The sequence below is a fragment of the Segatella sp. genome (assembly GCF_977051555.1).
Genome location: NZ_CDRSSE010000029.1, coordinates 22,581 through 41,837, shown reverse-complemented (window position 1 = coordinate 41,837; position 19,257 = coordinate 22,581). Strand labels below are relative to the sequence as shown.

At 43.2% G+C, this 19,257-nt stretch carries 21 protein-coding genes and 1 tRNA gene; 3 read left to right on the top strand and 19 right to left on the bottom strand.

Going from position 1 to position 19,257, the window contains the following annotated elements; translation table 11 throughout:
* Together ACWJAO_RS08260 and ACWJAO_RS08255 are read right to left on the bottom strand one after the other, a co-directional pair.
* A partial coding sequence (locus ACWJAO_RS08260) for a PD-(D/E)XK nuclease family transposase (RefSeq protein WP_449139903.1) occupies window positions 1-151 on the bottom strand: 151 nt, incomplete at its 3' end.
* Between the two features lie 46 nt (window positions 152-197).
* On the bottom strand, window positions 198-704 hold the full coding sequence (locus ACWJAO_RS08255; RefSeq protein ID WP_449139902.1) for an HU family DNA-binding protein: 507 nt from the start codon (window positions 702-704) through the stop codon (window positions 198-200).
* 790 nt (window positions 705-1,494) lie between these two features.
* Between ACWJAO_RS08255 and ACWJAO_RS08250 the strand changes: the two genes are divergently transcribed.
* Window positions 1,495-1,617 (top strand): hypothetical protein, encoded by a 123-nt coding sequence (locus ACWJAO_RS08250; protein WP_449139901.1) that lies wholly within the window; start codon window positions 1,495-1,497, stop codon window positions 1,615-1,617.
* A 253-nt stretch (window positions 1,618-1,870) separates the two neighbouring features.
* Here the strand turns inward: ACWJAO_RS08250 and ACWJAO_RS08245 are convergent, their stop codons facing one another.
* The 3 genes from ACWJAO_RS08245 to ACWJAO_RS08235 are packed head-to-tail and all read right to left on the bottom strand — an operon-like array spanning window position 1,871 to window position 3,508.
* Complete coding sequence (locus tag ACWJAO_RS08245) at window positions 1,871-2,251, bottom strand: hypothetical protein (RefSeq protein ID WP_449139900.1); 381 nt, start codon at window positions 2,249-2,251, stop codon at window positions 1,871-1,873.
* Between the two features lie 56 nt (window positions 2,252-2,307).
* Entirely contained in the window at window positions 2,308-2,784 is a 477-nt protein-coding gene (ribH, locus tag ACWJAO_RS08240) for a 6,7-dimethyl-8-ribityllumazine synthase (RefSeq protein ID WP_006846254.1), read from the bottom strand.
* Between the two features lie 28 nt (window positions 2,785-2,812).
* Window positions 2,813-3,508 (bottom strand): tetratricopeptide repeat protein, encoded by a 696-nt coding sequence (locus ACWJAO_RS08235; RefSeq protein WP_449139899.1) that lies wholly within the window; start codon window positions 3,506-3,508, stop codon window positions 2,813-2,815.
* 209 nt (window positions 3,509-3,717) lie between these two features.
* On the opposite strand from ACWJAO_RS08235, the gene recF reads away from it, so the two are divergent.
* Together recF and ACWJAO_RS08225 are read left to right on the top strand one after the other, a co-directional pair.
* The gene (recF, locus tag ACWJAO_RS08230; RefSeq protein WP_449139898.1) at window positions 3,718-4,815 is read left to right on the top strand and encodes a DNA replication/repair protein RecF; all 1,098 of its coding nucleotides are present in this window, start codon (window positions 3,718-3,720) and stop codon (window positions 4,813-4,815) included.
* Between the two features lie 4 nt (window positions 4,816-4,819).
* Window positions 4,820-5,110 (top strand): DUF721 domain-containing protein, encoded by a 291-nt coding sequence (locus tag ACWJAO_RS08225; protein ID WP_449139897.1) that lies wholly within the window; start codon window positions 4,820-4,822, stop codon window positions 5,108-5,110.
* A 17-nt stretch (window positions 5,111-5,127) separates the two neighbouring features.
* Here the strand turns inward: ACWJAO_RS08225 and ACWJAO_RS08220 are convergent, their stop codons facing one another.
* The 14 genes from ACWJAO_RS08220 to thiD all read right to left on the bottom strand — a co-directional run bounded on the left by ACWJAO_RS08220 (window position 5,128) and on the right by thiD (window position 19,253).
* The gene (locus ACWJAO_RS08220; protein ID WP_449139896.1) at window positions 5,128-5,673 is read right to left on the bottom strand and encodes a 5-formyltetrahydrofolate cyclo-ligase; all 546 of its coding nucleotides are present in this window, start codon (window positions 5,671-5,673) and stop codon (window positions 5,128-5,130) included.
* 3 nt (window positions 5,674-5,676) lie between these two features.
* Window positions 5,677-7,404 (bottom strand): S41 family peptidase, encoded by a 1,728-nt coding sequence (locus ACWJAO_RS08215; RefSeq protein ID WP_449139895.1) that lies wholly within the window; start codon window positions 7,402-7,404, stop codon window positions 5,677-5,679.
* Window positions 7,405-7,449: 45 nt separating this feature from the next.
* Entirely contained in the window at window positions 7,450-7,902 is a 453-nt protein-coding gene (locus tag ACWJAO_RS08210) for a deoxycytidylate deaminase (protein WP_337502364.1), read from the bottom strand.
* Between the two features lie 33 nt (window positions 7,903-7,935).
* Window positions 7,936-10,014 carry a M3 family metallopeptidase gene (locus ACWJAO_RS08205; RefSeq protein WP_449139894.1) on the bottom strand — a complete coding sequence of 693 codons (2,079 nt, stop codon included), beginning with the start codon at window positions 10,012-10,014 and terminating at the stop codon, window positions 7,936-7,938.
* A 96-nt stretch (window positions 10,015-10,110) separates the two neighbouring features.
* The gene (locus ACWJAO_RS08200; protein ID WP_449139893.1) at window positions 10,111-10,785 is read right to left on the bottom strand and encodes a Crp/Fnr family transcriptional regulator; all 675 of its coding nucleotides are present in this window, start codon (window positions 10,783-10,785) and stop codon (window positions 10,111-10,113) included.
* Between the two features lie 6 nt (window positions 10,786-10,791).
* A complete protein-coding gene (locus ACWJAO_RS08195; protein WP_449139892.1) occupies window positions 10,792-11,811 on the bottom strand; it encodes an FAD:protein FMN transferase in 1,020 nt (339 codons plus the stop codon).
* A gap of 12 nt (window positions 11,812-11,823) precedes the next feature.
* Window positions 11,824-12,519, bottom strand: coding sequence for a DUF6048 family protein (locus tag ACWJAO_RS08190; protein WP_449139891.1), 696 nt, complete (start codon window positions 12,517-12,519; stop codon window positions 11,824-11,826).
* Complete coding sequence (locus ACWJAO_RS08185) at window positions 12,470-12,949, bottom strand: DUF6452 family protein (RefSeq protein ID WP_117727736.1); 480 nt, start codon at window positions 12,947-12,949, stop codon at window positions 12,470-12,472. The genes ACWJAO_RS08190 and ACWJAO_RS08185 overlap by 50 nt, the downstream gene beginning before the upstream one ends.
* Window positions 12,937-13,908, bottom strand: coding sequence for a glycosyltransferase family 2 protein (locus tag ACWJAO_RS08180; RefSeq protein WP_449139890.1), 972 nt, complete (start codon window positions 13,906-13,908; stop codon window positions 12,937-12,939). The genes ACWJAO_RS08185 and ACWJAO_RS08180 overlap by 13 nt, the downstream gene beginning before the upstream one ends.
* 25 nt (window positions 13,909-13,933) lie before the next feature.
* The gene (locus ACWJAO_RS08175) at window positions 13,934-14,554 is read right to left on the bottom strand and encodes a DUF4199 domain-containing protein (RefSeq protein WP_449139889.1); all 621 of its coding nucleotides are present in this window, start codon (window positions 14,552-14,554) and stop codon (window positions 13,934-13,936) included.
* A gap of 209 nt (window positions 14,555-14,763) precedes the next feature.
* Window positions 14,764-14,837, bottom strand: a tRNA-Thr gene (locus tag ACWJAO_RS08170).
* A 192-nt stretch (window positions 14,838-15,029) separates the two neighbouring features.
* Complete coding sequence (locus ACWJAO_RS08165) at window positions 15,030-17,603, bottom strand: endonuclease MutS2 (RefSeq protein ID WP_449139888.1); 2,574 nt, start codon at window positions 17,601-17,603, stop codon at window positions 15,030-15,032.
* Window positions 17,604-17,709: 106 nt separating this feature from the next.
* The gene (locus ACWJAO_RS08160; RefSeq protein ID WP_449139887.1) at window positions 17,710-18,390 is read right to left on the bottom strand and encodes a thiamine phosphate synthase; all 681 of its coding nucleotides are present in this window, start codon (window positions 18,388-18,390) and stop codon (window positions 17,710-17,712) included.
* Between the two features lie 41 nt (window positions 18,391-18,431).
* On the bottom strand, window positions 18,432-19,253 hold the full coding sequence (thiD, locus tag ACWJAO_RS08155) for a bifunctional hydroxymethylpyrimidine kinase/phosphomethylpyrimidine kinase (RefSeq protein WP_287863307.1): 822 nt from the start codon (window positions 19,251-19,253) through the stop codon (window positions 18,432-18,434).
* Window positions 19,254-19,257: the final 4 nt, after the last annotated feature.

Here is a 19,257-nt window from a genome sequence, read left to right as displayed (position 1 = left end):
TCAGATACGATACGTCCTTCACAACCTGTCTGCCATTAAACAAGCTGTTGAGGAAGCAAATGAGCAAATCCTTGTTCATTGCTGTTCCAAAAATTCGCTTGAAACCGAAGTCGGTCAGCAAGCTGATATATCTTTCTTCTACCTGCTTCATAATCAACTGTTTTAAAAATCCATGCCGCAAAGTTACGGTTTTATTTTCATATCTGCAAGAGATTTCTGGGAAAAGTTGCAGGAAAAGTTCGGCCCCCATGTTTTATCAGGTAAAAATCTGCGTCATCTGCGATATCTGCGTGACAATGAACAGGGGGCGTATGCATAAAAGAAATATAACGACAATTAAAAAGGGCGCATCGGATTGCGATGCGTCCTAACTTGTTAAATAAATTCGGAGGGCTTCTGCTCATGAAAAACCCTCTGGAAGGGAGAGGATCAGGAAGCATCCAGGAGGTACTGGAGCTTCGTGGCATCAAAACACGGACAGGCCTTCTGAACGCCAGGCAGATCGCGATGACCATGTTCTCCTGCATACTGACCAGAACGGCTGTTACATCCGCATAGGATACGGTGGTCTGCATAGAGATCAACTTCGCAAACTTCTTGAGCGAAATGGAGTCTTTCATCTGAGCACGGGCGTAGAACAAAGGCACTCCTGCTTTGTCACCAAATTTTGACGCGAGCTTTACTAAACTGTAATTAATTGCCATAATACATAAAATTTTAAAATTGTGAATCATAATGTTGTGCACCGGTCTCTTCCCGAATGCTGATACAAAGATACAACATCGGCGGAGTCATAGTTGTTCACTTTGGTACGATAAGTACCTGTTGTGCACTATTTGGCTCAATTATGTATACTTTTGCATGCAAGCGTATGCAGCAGAATACTGATATGGTTCAGTCAGCTACTCCAGATGGTTTTGTCAGCGAGTCAAGACGTCTCGAAAAATCGACGGATACGACTCCGTTAGCCTACGTTGTCGAATCCTTAACCCGATGCAGTCGAATCCTTAACCTTGTCCAGCCGTCTGCGTAACCCAGTTCAGCCATATCCTTAACCCGACGCAGCCGCATCAGTTGGTAAACGGAAGTACATCATTTTTTTACCTCATTTGGGGGGGCAATGACTACCAGAGAGAATTATCCTTTTTTGATGACTACCAGGGTCAATAATAGGTACCATCAGAGCCAATCATGTGCCTTCTAATATGCCCCAATGACTACCAGAGAGAATCTTAAAAATACAAAGTATTGAATATCAGACAGTTAGATACCTATTTTCCTTCCCTACATTATACCAAGTATATTATATATATACATTTACATTTTTTACATTATACGTAATACGGGAAGAAAAAGATTTTTTTTTCGACAAATCAGCCACTAAAATGCATTTTTTCTCTTCAAAAACTTGCATAAGTCTGAAATCTATATTACTTTTGCATCATGAAAGCGCGGAGAATGCATTTCTCCTCCTGATGAAGGACACCGGGAAATGTGGAGCAAATGAAACTCCGGCTGCAATGCAATTATGATGTGAGCGAGAAGAAGGCTGACCTGGTGAGCGGCTATATGATCACAGCCATGCTAGGTTTCTATCTTTGCAATCGAATAAGTTGAACTCTATAAAACGAAGAAGATATGGATTACAAGAGATTACCATACGGCGTTGCCGATTATACTTGGATTAAGAGTCAGAACAGATACTGTGCTGACAAGACTATGTTTATACCTAAGATGGAGAAAGCAGGAGACTTTCTCTATCTACTACAGATACTTTTATTTATCAATGCAGCTCACAGAAGAAACATAAAAAAACTCCTGAAGTCTGTTTCAAACAACTTCAGGAGTTTGATTATCATGTATTGATAGTTTATTTCAATAACTTTTTATAGTCCTTGTCAAAGCCTTGTGGATGACGTCCGATGAAAAGAACATTGAGTAAGCAGTTGGCTGCCAGTTCCACATCATTGAGGTCAGCGCCTTTGCCTTTTTTGATTTCCTTTCCCAGGCATACATCCCATGTAGACTGGAAACTGCTATCATTTGCTCCAACAAACATATCATTTGAGTTAGGATCTTCCATCAGTTCAAACTTGATGACCTTTTTGGATGTGATAGGCTGGATATTGCAAAGCATATCGAATGCTTTTTCAAAAATATCGCGATGCAACTGTGCATTTGGAAACATCACATTGACTGTTGGAAATATCTCTTCAAATTCAAACGACTGCAATAGCTGGTAGAGTTTCATATGCTTATACCTTATTATATATATAACATTCAGTTTGTCAACTCTCGTTGTGAAGACTAGAACTTAGCCATCTTGATAGCATCTATAGCACACTCATCACCCTTGTTGCCTAACTTGCCGCCGCTACGATCCTTAGCCTGCTGCAGATCGTTGGTAGTCAAGAGACCATAGATAACAGGTATTTCCTGAGTAGCATTCAGACGGGCAATTCCGTAGGTAACACCCTCGCAGATGTAATCGAAGTGAGGAGTTTCACCACGTATCACACTACCTAAAATGATGACTGCATCATAGCCGCCATTCAAAACCATTTGATGGGCTCCATAGATAAGCTCAAAGCTTCCTGGAACAGTTTTCACATGGATATTCTCGGTGAGTGCTCCATGTTTCTCGAGCGTTTTTACTGCTCCGTCGAGCAAAGCGCCCGTTATCTCAGGATTCCATTCTGCTACGACAATACCAAAGCACATGTTGCTGGCGTCTGGTATTTTAGTAAAGTCGTATTCAGATAAATTATGAAGTGCTGTTGCCATATTGATTTCGAATTGTTATCAGTACAGATTAGTTAGAAGCGCGCTCGATGTACTTATCGATTTCGCCACTCTGTACGAGCATAGCGTTTACATACTTCTTCTTTGCATCCTGATAAAGCTTCAAAGCTTCGTCTTTCTTACCCTGGCTTTCGAGGATTTCGCCTGCCTTGATGATGAATGTAGGAGAAAGGCTGTTGTTTGTACCTTCGTCAGCCTTGCTGTCTGCCATAGAAGCAGCCTTCTTGAAAGCATCTACAGCCTTGTCGAGCTGGTTGAGATGAGCATAAGCATCACCTAAAGCAGCTTCAGCAGCAGGACTGATCATCTGGTCGCCTTCTGAAGAGAAAGATTCCAGACTCTTCTGAGCTTCTGCCCATTTGCCGAGGTTTGCATAGCAAAGACCTGCATAGAGGTTTGCCAGGTTACCAGCATCTGTGCTGCTGTATTCGTCAGCAATCTTAGTAAAACCTACATAGCCAGCGCCATCACCCTTCAATGCCTGCTCATACATCTGGTTAGCAAAGTAGGTCTGACCCTTAGCAAGCATAGTGCTAGCCTTGTCCTCACGAGGACCTGAGATCTGAGATACATAACCGAATACACCTGCAATGATAACAATGATAGCTACTACTGCAATGATAATTGCCTTCTTGTACTTCAAGAAGAAGGCCTCACGAATGTTTAGGCTCTCTGTTTCCTGAGCCTGTACGTTGTTGTTTGCCATTTTTATTTTGCTTTTTTATTATTCTATACTTTTTAGTTTCTGGTTTCGGGGCAATCTGTTCAATAGAAAGTTAGCTTTCAAATTGTGGAATGCCGCTAAACTTCTGCAAATTTACTCAATTTTATTCAATTATTGAAATTTCTAGCCTATTTTTTTTGTTTTTTCCTCTTTTTCTGCTAACTTTGCACTATAAAAGCAGAAAAGAGACTATGATTTTAAAGAATATTTCCATTATTAACTTTAAAAATATAAAGAGCGCCAATCTGGAGTTGTCGCCCAAAATCAATTGTCTGATAGGACATAATGGCATGGGAAAGACTAATTTCCTTGATGCCATCTACTATCTCTCTTTCTGTAGGAGTGCCTATAATTCTATCGATTCCCAGATTATTACTCATGATGAGCCTTTCTTTATGCTGGAGGGAAATTATGATAATGATAAGGGGGAGATAGAGAATGTTTACTGTGGCATGAAACGGGGCACCAAGAAGCATTTCAAGAGAAACAAGAAGGAGTATAAGCGTCTTTCGCAACATATTGGACTTATCCCTCTGATTCTGGTTTCTCCATCTGATGTTTCTCTGATAGAAGGGGGAAGTGAAGAGCGCAGAAAACTGATGGATGTGGTCATCTCTCAGTATGATTACTCGTATATTGAGGCTTTAGCCAACTATAATAAGGCTTTGCAACAGAGAAATGCCTTGCTGAAAATGGAGGAGGAGCCTGATATTACGCTGCTGGAACTTTGGGAACAGCAGATGGCGAGTAATGGTGAATTGCTGTATCAGAAACGGCAGGCTTTCGTTGACGAACTGGTTCCGCTGTTTCAGCAGATTTATCAGCAGATTTCGGGTGATAAGGAGCAGGTTCGTCTTCATTATGTTTCTCATTGTCAGAGAGGTTCATTGCTGGATGTTATCCAGCGCGACCGGTTTAAGGACCGTGCTGTAGGATATTCTCTGCATGGTGTTCACCGTGACGACCTGGAGTTTCTTCTCGGTGATTATCCGATGAAGAGAGAGGGGAGTCAGGGACAGAACAAAACTTTCGTGATAGCCCTGAAGCTGGCTCAATTTACCTTCCTGCAACGCACGAGTTCCAATACACTTCCCTTGCTCCTCTTGGATGATATCTTCGATAAGTTGGATGCACAGCGGGTTGAGGCTATAGTGAAACTGGTTGCCGGCGACCATTTCGGACAGATCTTTATCACAGATACAAACCGTGATCATTTGGATAAGATTCTCCAGAACATGCAGGGAGATCATACGATATTCTATGTAGAGAATGGGGAAATAATGAAGTAAGAATATGTTTAGAAGAAAAGTAAAGTCTATAGCAGAACTCTTGCCCGAATTTCTGAGAAAGGAAGGGTTGGAGACTCCTTTACAGCAGAAACGCCTGATTATGAGTTGGGATTCTGTAGTAGGGGAAAATTTTGCTGCATATTGCGGTGAGAAGTTTATCAAGAACCAGACTCTCTTTGTAAAGATAGAGAATGCTGCGTTGAGGGCTGATCTCACGATGAGCCGTGCTACCCTTGTTCACCGTTTGAATGAACAGGTGGGGGCACAGGTTATTGCGGATATACGCTTTTATTAATACGCCGTTCTGGTATACTATATGATTTCATCCATGCATATATCTGTGGGGGTAACAGGAAGGAGACCTTCCTCTGTTATCTTCTGGAAGTCGAAACAGATGCCTATTTTGTATGCATGTGGAATCAGGGTAAGAAATCTGTCGTAATAGCCTTTTCCTCTTCCTAACCGGTTGCCTTTCATATCAAAACTCATACCTGGGATTACGGCAAGTTCTATCTCAGGATATTTTTCTTCCGGATAAATCCTGCCTATCGGTTCAAGTATATGATAGGCACCTTCCTTCAGGTCTTTAACTCCGGTATATTCTCTTAATTCCATATTCGTATCATCCAGCACAACCGGAAGTATCACCCGTTTGCCCCTGGCAACAAGTTGGTCTATATAATGATGGGTGTCTACTTCATCAGGAAGCGAATAGTACATCAGTACGGTTTGGGCTTTCTGAAGATGCGGGTTGGAATCTAAACGGGATAAAACAGAAAGCGACAGTTCCTCAAGCTGTCTTGAGGAATACTGTCGCTTTCTGTCTTTTATGATTTTTCTTAATTCTTTCTTGTCCATGCGTTAAGCATTTGCTATCATACAATTATTATGGTGTAAGGAAGAATAGTTGTAGGGCGTATTCGCCATAGCTATCTTTTCTTTCTTCGCAGCGCCTTTTTTTGCTGGCTCTGGTTTCTTAGGAAATGCTGCATGGTTCTCAAATACATCCAGCGTCTTTTTGATGACAGGATCATCAAGATTGATGTATTGGGTCCATGCCTGCTCGTCTAACATGTTGTAGATGATGCGGCTGTCGATGACGCGGTCAAGGAGTTTGTGTGACTTCTTGATTAAGAGATTCCTACGTTTCAAGCCATGTTTATCAGCATAGCGGACAAACTGTTCAACCATGTCCTGACTGTCAAGATAATCGGCAAGCTCCATCATCTCCTTGAAATTGTTCAACTTCGGACGGTTATCGTCTGTATAAGTGAAGGCAAACTGCAAGATAAGACCACTCATGCTAGCCTCCTTGAAATAGGATGTCATGCCGAGGGTATCTTCAGGAACAAAGATATCTGGGGTGATACCACCTCCACCATAGACAACACGACCGTTATTTGTATGATAAGCTGGTCCTGTATGCTTGATGCTATCCTGTGAGAAGAACTCTCCGTGCTGGTATCTGTCAAGCAAGTCTTGCTCATAATCCTTGTCATCTCCCAAAGTATATGGCTTCTGGATGCATCTTCCTGAAGGAGTATAGTAGCGCGCAATGGTCAGACGGATGAGGCTGTGGTCAGGGAATTCTATCTGTTGCTGAACCAATCCCTTACCAAACGAGCGTCGTCCGATGATGGTAGCACGGTCGTTGTCTTGCATGGCACCCGCAAAGATTTCTGCAGATGATGCCGAACCTTCATTGATGAGAACTACCATCGGAATCTTCTGGTAGGCACCCTTACCATCACTCATATAGTTATGTCTAGGCGACTTGCGTCCCTGGGTGTAAACGATGAGCTTCTTGTCTGGCAAGAATTCGTTTGCCATGTTTACGGCTGCCGTCAGGTAACCTCCAGAGTTATCGCGAAGGTCAATACAGAGGTTGCTGAATCCCTGCTGTGAGAGTTTGGCAAGAGCAATCAGCATTTCCGGATATGTGTTCTCGCCAAAGTTCTTGATACGGATATAGCCCGTTTTGTCGTTAAGCATGTAAGCAGCAGTAACACTCTTTGTTGGAATTTCACCGCGGGTTACAGTAAAGGTCTGAACCTTCTTGCTTCCATATCGGATAACTCCGATTTTTACCTTGGTATCCTTCGGACCCTTCAGGCGATGCATAGCCTCCTGATTCGTCACAATCTTGCCAACAAAAGGTTTGGCGTCTACGGCTACAATCTTATCTCCAGCCAAAAGTCCGGCTTTCTCGGCAGGTCCGTTCTGTATCACATTCTGTACATGTATCGTATCTTGGCGGATGACAAACTCAATGCCTACACCCGAGAAAGATCCTTTCAGATCGTCGGTGGCCTGAGCTGCGTCTTTAGCACTGATATATACGGAATGTGGATCCAGTTCTGCTAAAATCTGTGGAATAGCCTTATCTACCAGCGAGTCGATGTTCACGGCATCTACATATTGGTCATCAATAAGGTGGAGCAGGTTGTTCAGACGGTTGCTTCCACTATTGATAACGTTGAGGCGATTTCCAGAGAAATGGTTGGAAAAGAATGTTCCGATGATAATGCCTATCACAACACAGAATGCCATGATGAATGGCATAAAGCGGTTGGTCTTATTCTTACTCATGTTCATAACAATTCTCTTTTTACTAACGTTTAATCTATCTTTTCTCTAATCTTCTTCAGAAGATGTTGTTTCTTCAGGATTGAGGTATTCTACCTTGATTCCTGCCCGTTGCATCAGTTTGATACCATCGTCCAGACGGTATTTCTCTGCATATACAACACGTTTGATGCCCGACTGTATGATCAGTTTGGCACATTCTATACATGGAGAGGCGGTGACGTAAAGCGTACTTCCCTCACTGTTATTGCTGCTGCGAGCCAGTTTCGTGATAGCATTCGCCTCTGCATGGAGAACGTATGGCTTGGTCACGTTGTTATCCTCACAGACATTTTCAAATCCGCTCGGTGTTCCGTTGTAGCCATCACTGATAATCATTTTATCTTTTACAACCAGTGCACCTACCTGTCGGCGTTTGCAATAGCTGTTTTCAGCCCATATACGTGCCATCCGCAAATAGCGAAGGTCGAGCTTGGTTTGTTTGGAAAGTTCGTTTGCCATCACTTTTTATAATTTATAATGTATAATTTATAATTAACTCTTCTTGATTTCGTTGCGTTCGAGCAGGGCATCGATGGTTGGCTCTTGTCCACGGAATCGTTTGTAAAGAGTCATAGGATGCTCTGTTCCACCCCTAGAGAGTACGTTGTCACGGAAACTTTGAGCAGTCTTCTGGTCAAAGATTCCATTCTTCTTGAATACGCTGAACGCATCTGCATCCAATACTTCTGCCCATTTATAGCTATAGTATCCTGCGGCATAGCCTCCAGCCATGATGTGTGAGAACTGTACTGTCATACAGGTTTCCTGCAACTGTGGCAATATCATCGCCTTTTTCCAGGCTTCCTTTTCGTAAGGCATGATGTCGGCAGTAAATTCTTTCTTTTGGGTATAGTATGCCATATCAAGCAATCCGAAACTTACCTGGCGCAAGCATCCGTAGGCTACCATGAAGTTGCGACTCTTCATGATGCGCTCTATGAGTTCATCTGGCAATGGTTCGCCTGTCTGATAATGGAAGGCGAATGTACGGAGAAAATCTTTCTCTATTGCATAATTCTCCATGAATTGTGATGGCAATTCAACGAAGTCCCACCATACGTTGGTTCCCGAAAGACTCTCGAAGCGGGTATTGGCAAACATGCCGTGAAGACTGTGACCAAATTCATGGAGGAAGGTTTCTACTTCTCCTAATGTCAAGAGAGCAGGCTTTTCTTCTGTTGGCTTGGTAAAGTTCATTACCACACTTACGTGAGGACGTATGTTGTTGCCCTTATGGTCTATCCACTGTCCTTGGAACTCAGTCATCCAGGCACCTCCTTGCTTGCCCTTGCGAGGGAAGAAGTCGGCATAGAATACTGCCAGATAGCTGCCGTCTTTATCAAATACCTCGTATGCCTTGACGTCTGGGTGGTATACCGGTATCTCTTTGTTCTCTTTAAAGGTAATGCCATACAATTTGTTGGCGAGGCCGAAGACACCGCCTATCACTTTATCCAACTGGAAATAAGGGCGAAGCATTTCTGCATCGAGATTATATTTCTCCATCTGGAGTTTATGTGAATAGAAACCGAAATCCCATGGTTTCATTTCGAAATCTTCACCCTCCAACTTCTTGGCAAGGGCTTCCACTTCTTTCACTTCCTTTTCTGCCGTTGGCTTATAAGCATCTATCAGGTCGTTGAGAAGTTTATATACGTGTTCTGTATTGCTTGCCATACGGTGGCGAAGAACATAGTCGGCATAGGTTTCGAAACCGAGCAACTGAGCGAGCTCTCTGCGCAGGTTTACCAGTCGTTTGCAGATTTCCAGGTTGTTCTGCTCGTTATCATGGGTACATACCGTATTGCGTGCCATATACATCTGTTTGCGGAGCTCACGCTGGGTAGAGTAGGTCATAAATGGAGAATAACTTGGATAATCGAGTGTAAAGATCCAGCCTTCTTTTTCCTGCTCTTTGGCGGTATGCGCAGCGGCTGCTTTTGCTGTTTCTGGAAGTCCGTCGAGTTGTGCTTCGTCTGTGATATGGAGTGTAAATGCCTTGTTTTCTTTTAAGAGATTCTGTGAGAACTGCAGAGTGAGCATACTGGCTTCTTCTGTAAGTTTGCGAAGTTTCTCTTTACCTTCTTCATCTAAAAGTGCACCGCTGCGTACGAATCCGTCATAGCTGGTGTCCAGAAGCATTTTCTCTTCTGGTGTCAGTTCTCTGTTTGGATGATCGTGAACGAACTTGATGCGCTCAAAGAGTTTCTTGTTCAGCGTGATGTCATTTGCGTGCTTGGTGAGAATCGGACTCATCTTCTGCGCAATCTCTTCCATCTCATCGCAGGTTTCAGCACTCATCATGCAAGAGAATACGTTAGATACACGGCTCAAGAGGTCGTAATAGTGTTCGCCCTTATCGGTATCAACTCTTGCAATGGTATTCTCAAAGGTTGGTTCTGCCGGATCGTTTACAATCTTGTCTGTAGCCTCGTCATCACGGCGGATTCCCTCCATGAATGCTGGCTCATAATCTTCGAGACGGATTCGTTCGAATGGTACTGTATCGTGCGGTGTATTGTAAGGCACGAAGAATGGGTTGGTTCTATTTTGTATTGTATTGTCTTGCATATTGTTACTTTTTAGCTGCAAAGTTAGCAAAAAAAATGCTTTATTGCCTTGATAATAAACGTTTTTAACTTATATTTATCGGTCGTTATACTTTCTTTAGCGTTTGATGAGATTTTCCAGTGCAGGGATATAGATTCTGCCTCGTTCTAGCTGGATGAGTCCTTCTGACTGTAGTTCGTTGAGGGCTTTGGATACATAGATGCGCTTTACATTCATCTCTTCTGCTAAACGGGTCATCTTGATATGAAAGATTTTCTCGCCTGCCGGGCGGACGCTGTGGCTCTCGAAAAAACGGATCAGACGCTCACTCAGTGTCTTGGCAGGAACTCTGAACAGTCTGCGGTTGTTCTTTTGGGATTGGGTGCAGACCAAGTTCAGAAGATTGATGCGGAATATTTCATATTCATCGGATAACTTCATGATCTCTTGCTTGCTGACTGACATGATGCTGCAGTTGTTTTTTGCCACATAAGTGTGAGTGAAGCGCTGGGTAAGACCGAAAAGTCGTTCCAGCTGGAATGATTCCGGTGCCGAAATGTCTTCTTCTACCTGATAGCCGTAGTCATCTGCCTGGGTTATCACCTTAATATCTCCACTGATTAAATAATATAGACGTGTACAACTGGTGCCTTCTTCAACTATAGTTTTACCCGCTTCCAGTTTTTGAAAGTCAAAACGGGTTTTACCAGCTACATTTTGGAAGTCATAGCGAGTCATTCCCAGGAATAATGGGAGTGATAATAAACTGTTGTATAGTCTATTGGTTGACATGTAAGTTTATTTATTTAATATCTTGTTTTTGAGAGATGGTGAATACCATATCTTGTTTTGTCCTTTCTCGTCTGCATAAATGAGATATGCACAGAGGTCCGGATGCTTTTTCAGAATCTGTTTTGCGCCCTCCATTCCCATTACCATAAACGAGGTAGCATAGGCATCGGCTGTAGCACAGTTCTTGGCTAAAACCGTTGCAGATAAGATATTATGCTGTACAGGATAGCCTGTCTTGGGGTCTATGGTATGTGCATACTTCTTGCCGTTTTTATAATAGAAGTTTCTGTAGTTACCACTCGTAGCCATGGCTATGTCGGTAATATTAAGTACATCCTGAATTTCCTGACTCGTATTGGTAGAATCGTCAGTTGGCTTGTTGATACCAATATGCCAAGGCACTTGTTTCTCGCTAACACCGTTTACTACAATTTCTCCACCAATCTCAACCATATAGTTGTTGATACCCTTCTTCTTCAGGAATCTGGCAACGATGTCGCTGCCATATCCTTTAGCGATGGCAGAGCAGTCAAGCATGATCTTAGGATTTTGCTTGATGATGCGTCCCTTTTTCAAGGCTATTTTCTCATAACCAACCAGCGTTTTGATACTGTCTATCTTGGCTTTCGTTGGCGGTACCCCCTGCTTGAATCCAAAGCCCCAGAGGTTTACCATAGGGGCAACCGTGATATCAAAGGCTCCATTTGTTTCTTTTGAGATGCTTTCTGCCATGCGGAATACTTCTGTAAACATTTCGTCTACCTCGATATCTTTGCCTTGGTTTACTTGTGTGATGACAGAGGTCTTGTTGAAGGGAGACAAGGATTGGTCTACCTTCTTGAGCTCTGCTTCTATCTCTTGCTGGTAGTTGGTATCACTCTGATAGGTAATGTGATAGATGGTGCCAAAGATAAAACCAGTATCTTTCTGATAAGGGGTGTTATGCTGCTGGCGTATGATAACGATGGTACCAACGATGAGTATCAACAGAAAAGGAATCTGCCAGATAAGTTTCTTTTTTTTCATATGATGATGTCTTTAAATTTCTAGGGTTACATTGAATGTTCCGCCTAGGCGTGAACCTCCCTGTTTACCGTAGCCTGGCACATACCAGGTGTTGTCTAATTCTCCATCGTTCTTGAAGAGGCGGCGTTTGTATCTGAAACTCCAACCCATACGGACGGGACCCCAGATTTTGGCATCAATACCTATTACGCCTTCCAGCCAATGATAGTTGCAGGAAATACCGTTACCTCCATAGGACGTTTCGCCGCCCCATACTGGGTCTGTAACGGGTGGGGCGCTCAGGTCATATTCATAATAGGTGCAGGCATAACGGAAACCGCCAAACAGACGGTAGTCGTCGTGTTTGTTCTTCAGAAGATTCCAGTCTACACCTAATCTGAAATAGGGAGCGCTGGTCTTGTAGGTGATTTTGGTTGCCTCATCGCTGGCATCTGCCTTTCCATAACCCAATTCGAAAACAGGATAATACTTGTCTTTCAGATTGATACGGAGAGATGCTTCGTACTGCCCATAGTCGCTAACCATCAACTGTACGGGACCTATCAGGTCAACTCCCACAGACATACCTCTAAAAAAAGGTATGGTATCAGGCTGCTGCTCTATGATCTTCTTCTTGCTTTGGGCCTGACAGGGGAGAACAGCAAATAGGGATAGCATACTAGTTGCGGCTGCCAAAATATATGTAGAAATGTGCTTTGGATGCATCATAATTTACCTCTTTTTGATTGATGACTATTGAGTCAATATAATTGTGAGTAGTCTTAACATCGGTTATCGTATGGAAGAACGATGGACTGCAGTCTACCGACTCAAAATGAGAGCGGTTTTCCTTTGATACAGTCACGGTGTCCTTGAATACTTGTTTCGATAGGGTATGTATCTCGAAAAACAATACGTCTTCATTCAGGCTGTAACTCATAGGCAGACTGAAACTGTCTACGTTTACATCCTTATTGATCAGCACACTATCTGTTCCTTCTATCTTTTTCGTAGAAATCGTTAGCGTGTCTTTTAGCGTTTTATTGTCGCCCATCAACTTGTATTTGGTATATACAGTATTGTTGAGTGGGCAGTCGAGAGATGTACATCCCATCATGGCTAGAACCATGAAAACGACGAAAGGTATTATTTTCCGCATCTTATTTCTTTTTCTATTTGATAATCGTTACGGTTTGGGTTCTGGCGGCTGATAAGGTCGCCCAGGAATCCGGCAAGGAACAGCTGGCTACCCAAAACCATCGCTACAAGAGCTATGAAGAAGTAAGGTGAATCGGTAATGAGATGTCCGTAGATGCCGTTGTGCAGATCGATGGCCTTGTCTATACCTAAGCCAATGAGCGATAGAAAGGCTACGAAGAATACGACGCTACCCAGGAAGCCGAATACGTGCATTGGCTTTTTGCCAAAATTACTCAGGAACCAGAGAGTCATCAGGTCAAGATAACCATTTACAAAGCGGTTCCATCCCATAAACTTTGATTTGCCGAACTTTCTTGCCTGATGATGAACAGGCTTTTCGCCTATCTTGGCAAAACCTGCATTCTTGGCTAGATATGGGATATAACGATGCATCTCACCATATACTTCGATGTTCTTAACAACGTCGAGGCGATAAGCCTTCAGACCGCAGTTGAAGTCGTGCAGATTGTGTATGCCGCTTACCTTGCGTGCAGTAGCATTGAAGAGCTTGGTAGGGATGGTCTTGCTCAGAGGATCTCCTTCTTTACGGTTCTGCTTGTAACCGGACACGAGGTCATATCCCTCTTTCATAATCATCTGGTAGAGTCCCGGAATCTCGTCAGGAGAATCCTGTAGATCGGCATCCATGGTGATGACAACATCGCCCTGCGCTTCTTTGAAACCACAGAAGAGTGCTGGGCTCTTTCCATAGTTTCTGCGGAATTTGATACCCTTCACTTGCTCGTTCTTCTCAGCAAGTTCTTCTATGACGTTCCATGAACGGTCGGTAGAACCATCGTTCACAAAGATGACTTCATAAGTAAAATCGTTTGCGTCCATTACTCGCTTTATCCAGGCGAAGAGTTCTGGTAACGACTCTTCCTCATTGAAAAGAGGAATTATTACTGAAATATCCATTATCTTGTATTTATCTGTTTGTTTCTTATTTATTGTTATTTGTATGCTGCTTATTCTTCTTAGCCATTACAGCAGCAATAATCGGACTGAGTACAGCACCTACTACCAGGTCGGTAATCATAAACATCGAAGCCCAGGCTATCGGTTTCATCATACTGACGGCATCAAGAAGGGTTTTAGATTCTTCTGCAGTTAACTGATACGCTTGTGCTACAATCTGATAGTTGGTTTGCAGTTGGTTCATGAATAGGCCTGTATCCATAAAACGGAACCAAAGATATTGTACAAGGGTAAGCAGAAGAGTTGCATTGAAGAATGTCTGGATGCAATAGTAGAATGCATGACGGAAAGAGATATGTCCATCTCTTGCATAGTCACGGAATGCCTTCAGTCGCTTGGCCACAACAAATGGGGTTGCTATGATGAGAATGTTGGAAATAAATCCCAGCATCTGATATTGTGGGTCTACTGCCAGCATGGTACATACGAAACTGACAATCCAGACAACTCCGAGGATGGCGCCGTCTTGCCGAGCGAATGCTTTGGTTTGTCTTATCTTACCAGTGTCAATGATTATCGTTTTAACCTTATGCATTTGCTGGCTTGTTTTCTTTTCTTCTTGATTCTCGTTATTTTCTGTATTCATTGTTTTAATTGTATTTCTACGGATGTGACATATCAATTTGCAAAAATACAACTTTTTTATTATATAAGGTGTAAAGGGTGATAATATTTATATATAATTAAAGATAGAACCTCGTAAAACTGGAGTTTCAGGTGTAAAGTTATGTTATATATTATGTAAAAGGGTATGTAAACAAAAAAAGGAACCTTCTAAAAGAAGATTCCTTTTTGAGCCTCTTGTCGGATTCGAACCAACGACCCCGAGATTACAAATCACGTGCTCTGGCCAACTGAGCTAAAGAGGCGGGTGGACAAGCGATTCATATCGCACCGCTACAACCAAGTACCCTTGCTATGTTCCCATCCTGGGGGATTCCGAGGGAGCTGGTCGTATGAGACTTGTCCGTCTCAATTTTTAAGCGGGTGCAAAAGTACGGTTTTTCTTTGAACCCACCAAATGTTTTGCTAAAAAACTTTAGTTATTTAACGTTCGTTTGCTAAAAATCGACTACTGTAATGCCTGATCCGCCAAATTGAACGTGTTCATCTGCATAATGGGTCACATTAGGTACGCTGCTCAGATATTGGCGAATGAGCTGTCTTAGGATACCGTTTCCTTTTCCGTGAAGGATTCTGACTCTTGGCATTCCTACCAGGATAGCGTCATCGATGAAGTATTGTACCGCATTAAGTGCTTCATCGCCTCGCATGCCGCGAACGTCCAGATCCTGGTGGAAGTTGGATTTATGTGAGTCAATGGTCTTTCTGGTTTCCTTACTGATACCATATGAAGCCAGATTTTCCTTGCGCTCTTCTGTCTTGTCTGCATTTTCAACAGGAGTTGTGGCATGCTCCAGACGGTTCAGGCGCATCTTGGTTCTCATTCCTCCAAATACGGCAGTTGCAGTATCTCCAGTAATGTTTTCTATCTTTCCGACAGTAGTCAGTCCCTTGATGCGAACCGTATCACCAACCTGAATTTCACGTTTGCTTTCAGCTTGAGTCTTGTTCTGTGCATTCCTCAGTGCTGCTGCAGCCTTCTCCTGATTCTCTTTCTTTTCAGCTTGGCGCTTGGCATGGCGCTCTTTGCGTTGTTGAATCTGAGCTATCTTGCGGGCAATTTTATCATCTGCCTCCTTGGAATCAATTTCCTGCACCTCTTGCTTGAAGGCATCAAGTTCCTGACGGATACGGCGCGTTTCTTCTTTCTCTGCCTGGCTTTCTTTGATTTCTCGGATGGCATTCTCTATTCTCTTGTTACTTTCCTTCAGAAGTTCTGCAGCTTCTTCTTTTGCCTTTTTGAGAATTGCCTTTCTGCTTCGCTCAATATCCTCAATGTCGTTTTCGTACTTGGAGATTGTTTTCTCCATGTCTTTTTCACGCTGATGGATATTCTGGCGTTTGTTTTCCCAATATCGCTTGTCACGAACAATATCCTGCAGATACTTGTCGCTTTGAATGTATTCTGAACCAACGATATCTGATGCTTCCTTGATTACTTCTTCGGGTAATCCTATCTTTCTTGCAATTTCGATAGCGAAGGAAGAACCTGGTCTGCCGATAGCTAATTGGAAGAGGGGTTTCATCTCATGGCGGTCGTAGAGCATGGCACCGTTTACCACTCCTTCATGGCTGTCGGCAAAATGCTTCAGGTTCTGATAGTGGGTGGTAATCACACCATAAGCTTGCTGCTTGCAGAACTTGTCGAGTACAGCTTCGGCGATAGCACCTCCGATTCCTGGCTCTGTACCTGTACCAAACTCATCTATCAGAATGATGGTCTCGCCATTGGCTGCCTTCATCATATTCTTCATGTTCAGAAGATGAGATGAGTAGGTACTCAAGTCATTCTCCAGACTCTGTTCGTCACCGATATCAATCATGATGTTCTGGAAAACACCTGTCTTTGAACGCTCACTTACAGGGATGCTCAAACCGCATTGCAGCATATACTGTAATAATCCGACGGTTTTCAGACAGACAGATTTGCCGCCTGCATTTGGACCGGAGATGATAAGAATGCGTTTGTCCTGTGTAAGCATGATATCCAACGGAACTACTTTCTCGTTTTTTTTCTGTAGAGATAGCTGCAATAATGGGTGTATCGCACGGGTCCAGTCTATGTGTGGGTGGTCTTCTACCTCGGGTTCTATGGCTTTGAAGATATCAGCCAGTTTTTGCTTGGCTTGTATCAGGTCAATGATGGCAAGAAAGCGGTAGCTGTCCAGAATTTCCTTGGAATATGGGCGTACCTTGTTGGTAAAGTCGGTGAGGATGCGGATGATTTCCTTTCTCTCTTCACCCTCCAGTTCACGTACACGGTTGTTTGCCTCTACCACCTCGGTAGGTTCTATAAAGACTGTTTTACCTGTGGCACTCTCATCGTGTACGATACCTTTGATTTTACGCTTCAGAGTAGGGATGACGGGAATAACCAGTCTGCCGTCACGCAGGGTAGGGGTAACATCTTTTTCTACGATGCCTTCACTTTGTGCCGAGCGCAATATACTATATAAGGTACGTGAGATGCTGCCCTCTGTCTTTGCCAGTTCTCTGCGAATCTGAAGAAGTTCAGGGGTTGCATTATCTCTTATCTTGCCGAATTTGTCAAGTATCTGGTCGATGCGCTGAATCAGTTGTGGAAAAGTAACTACATCCTGCGAAAGGCGATGTAGGGCTGGGTAGGGATACTTTTTCTCTCTTTTCCATCCGTCTTCCGGCTCGTCATCGTCATCGCTGTGATTCAGTATTTTCACCATATCTGCTATGGTAGACAGCGAACGTCGCAAGTCAAACAGCTCATCCTCTTCCAGATGACTGTTTTCTACACGGATACGGAGGATGCTCTCCCTTACATCATAGAAATATTGTAGGGGAAAGTCTTCTGCTTCCTCCATCAGTCTGCGGAACTCACGCACCTGCATGAGCCATTCGTTAACTTGTTCTGCATCGCTGCTGAATGCCATCTTGTCTACCTGTTCCTTTCCGAGTGGAGAGAGGCATCTTTCGCGCAGCATCTTGCGGATTTCATTGAATCCTATCTTATTTTCAAAATTATCTGGATATATCATGGGTGCAAAGATAGTGCAAATCGAAGACAATACAAAATAAAAAAGCATTTTTTTATTTTTATTGTTGAGATTCGGTCTGTCTTATTAGAAAGTAGTGTATTTCTCTCTACCAAATATTTGAACTGTTAAGCGTATTTTGGGCATTCCCAGAGGCAAGTTTCTTCTTAATTCCGGTAAGGTATTTTGCCCAGTTCGCATCAGTTCTTCTGTTCCAAATGTCACCTAAGAATGCAGCTCCGCCAAAGTTCCATGCTCTCAATTGTGGAATATATTCAGGGGTGACACCTCCTAATGCAACTACTCGCTCATTGATGATTCCATTGATGCCTGCTTCCTCTAAGTCTTTGTTAGAGAAGGAATGTTTGTAGCCTTTCTTTGAAATGCTGTCAAAGATTGGACTGAGGAAAACATAATGGCAGGCAGGTTTGAGAATCGCGCTCTTTTCGTCTTTGTTCTTGGGTGATATAGTCTGGAGAGCTTGTTCTACTTCCTTAAAACTATGGCAGGATTGTGAGATGCTTCCTTGAAAGCCTTCTGGAATCTCGTGGTTTCTTCTGTTAAGATGAATACCATGAAGATGAAATTCCTGACAAAGTTCGAAGTGATCGTGTACTACGATCTTTTTATGCCATTTCTCGTCGATTTCCTGTATCAGTTGCTTACACTCCTCTATATTTGATTCTGGTTTGCGCAGATGTAGCAGGTCTATACCTGCTTTAAAGAGTTGGTTGATATAGGTTGATTCATCCTCTATAAAATCGGGCAGAGTGATTACTATCCATTTCATATTCGTTGTGATTTTATTTCTTTATATAAAGGTGTTGGCTGTTATTTGATAAACAGTGCCTTGGGTTCATAGAAATGATTCACCGGACCATGACCTTTTCCTATCTGTACATCTTTTCCTGCCAGAATTGCGCCTGAAAGATAGGTTTTTGCCATGGCGATAGCTGTATTCATATCCATTTCTCTTGCCAGATAAGAAGTGATGGCTGAGGATAGGGTACAACCTGTACCGTGGGTATTGCGTGTGTTTACGCTAATGCCTCGATAACTGGTAATAGGCTTTCCGCCTTCGAAGAGGTAATCAATCTTTTCTGCTCCCTGGAAATGGCCGCCTTTGATGAGTACATATTTACAGCCTAACTTACTGATGGCTAAAGCTGCGTTCTGGATGTCTTCCTTATTCTGTATCTTCATTCCTGCCAGTATCTCTGCTTCCGGGATGTTAGGTGTTAGAAGGGTAGCTAGTGGTAATAACTCCTGTATGAAAATGCTGAGAGCGTCCTCCTGCATGAGTCTGCAACCACTGGTGGAAACCATCACAGGGTCAATGATGAGATGCTGGTATTCCCCTTGGTATCTTTTCAGGGCTTCAGCAATAGCCTGGATAGTGGTACGGTCGTTAACCATACCTACTTTGATGGCATCTGGGTGGATGTCGTCCATCACAGCTTCTATCTGGCCCTTTACTATTTCGGGGTTGATGTCTTGGATGGCATAAACTCCCAGGGTGTTCTGTACGGTAATGGCTGTAATGGCCGATGCGGCATATACGCCTAGTGCTGACATTGTCTTGATGTCAGCTTGTACGCCGGCTCCTCCGCAACTGTCTGAGCCGGCTATTGTCATTGCTGTATAATATTTCATAATT

Coding starts and splice junctions, on each gene's coding strand:
- ACWJAO_RS08210 (WP_337502364.1), bottom strand. CDS start 7,902: ATGGCAAACGAACTTTCCAAACAAACCAAGCTCGACCTTCGCTATTTG.
- ACWJAO_RS08235 (WP_449139899.1), bottom strand. CDS start 3,508: ATGGCAAACAACAACGTACAGGCTCAGGAAACAGAGAGCCTAAACATT.
- ACWJAO_RS08220 (WP_449139896.1), bottom strand. CDS start 5,673: ATGGACAAGAAAGAATTAAGAAAAATCATAAAAGACAGAAAGCGACAG.
- ribH (WP_006846254.1), bottom strand. CDS start 2,784: ATGGCAACAGCACTTCATAATTTATCTGAATACGACTTTACTAAAATA.
- thiD (WP_287863307.1), bottom strand. CDS start 19,253: ATGAAATATTATACAGCAATGACAATAGCCGGCTCAGACAGTTGCGGA.
- ACWJAO_RS08215 (WP_449139895.1), bottom strand. CDS start 7,404: ATGAGTAAGAATAAGACCAACCGCTTTATGCCATTCATCATGGCATTC.
- ACWJAO_RS08165 (WP_449139888.1), bottom strand. CDS start 17,603: ATGATATATCCAGATAATTTTGAAAATAAGATAGGATTCAATGAAATC.
- ACWJAO_RS08180 (WP_449139890.1), bottom strand. CDS start 13,908: ATGGATATTTCAGTAATAATTCCTCTTTTCAATGAGGAAGAGTCGTTA.
- ACWJAO_RS08185 (WP_117727736.1), bottom strand. CDS start 12,949: ATGCGGAAAATAATACCTTTCGTCGTTTTCATGGTTCTAGCCATGATG.
- ACWJAO_RS08225 (WP_449139897.1), top strand. CDS start 4,820: ATGTTTAGAAGAAAAGTAAAGTCTATAGCAGAACTCTTGCCCGAATTT.
- recF (WP_449139898.1), top strand. CDS start 3,718: ATGATTTTAAAGAATATTTCCATTATTAACTTTAAAAATATAAAGAGC.
- ACWJAO_RS08245 (WP_449139900.1), bottom strand. CDS start 2,251: ATGAAACTCTACCAGCTATTGCAGTCGTTTGAATTTGAAGAGATATTT.
- ACWJAO_RS08255 (WP_449139902.1), bottom strand. CDS start 704: ATGGCAATTAATTACAGTTTAGTAAAGCTCGCGTCAAAATTTGGTGAC.
- ACWJAO_RS08175 (WP_449139889.1), bottom strand. CDS start 14,554: ATGAATACAGAAAATAACGAGAATCAAGAAGAAAAGAAAACAAGCCAG.
- ACWJAO_RS08190 (WP_449139891.1), bottom strand. CDS start 12,519: ATGATGCATCCAAAGCACATTTCTACATATATTTTGGCAGCCGCAACT.
- ACWJAO_RS08160 (WP_449139887.1), bottom strand. CDS start 18,390: ATGAAATGGATAGTAATCACTCTGCCCGATTTTATAGAGGATGAATCA.
- ACWJAO_RS08200 (WP_449139893.1), bottom strand. CDS start 10,785: ATGTCAACCAATAGACTATACAACAGTTTATTATCACTCCCATTATTC.
- ACWJAO_RS08205 (WP_449139894.1), bottom strand. CDS start 10,014: ATGCAAGACAATACAATACAAAATAGAACCAACCCATTCTTCGTGCCT.
- ACWJAO_RS08195 (WP_449139892.1), bottom strand. CDS start 11,811: ATGAAAAAAAAGAAACTTATCTGGCAGATTCCTTTTCTGTTGATACTC.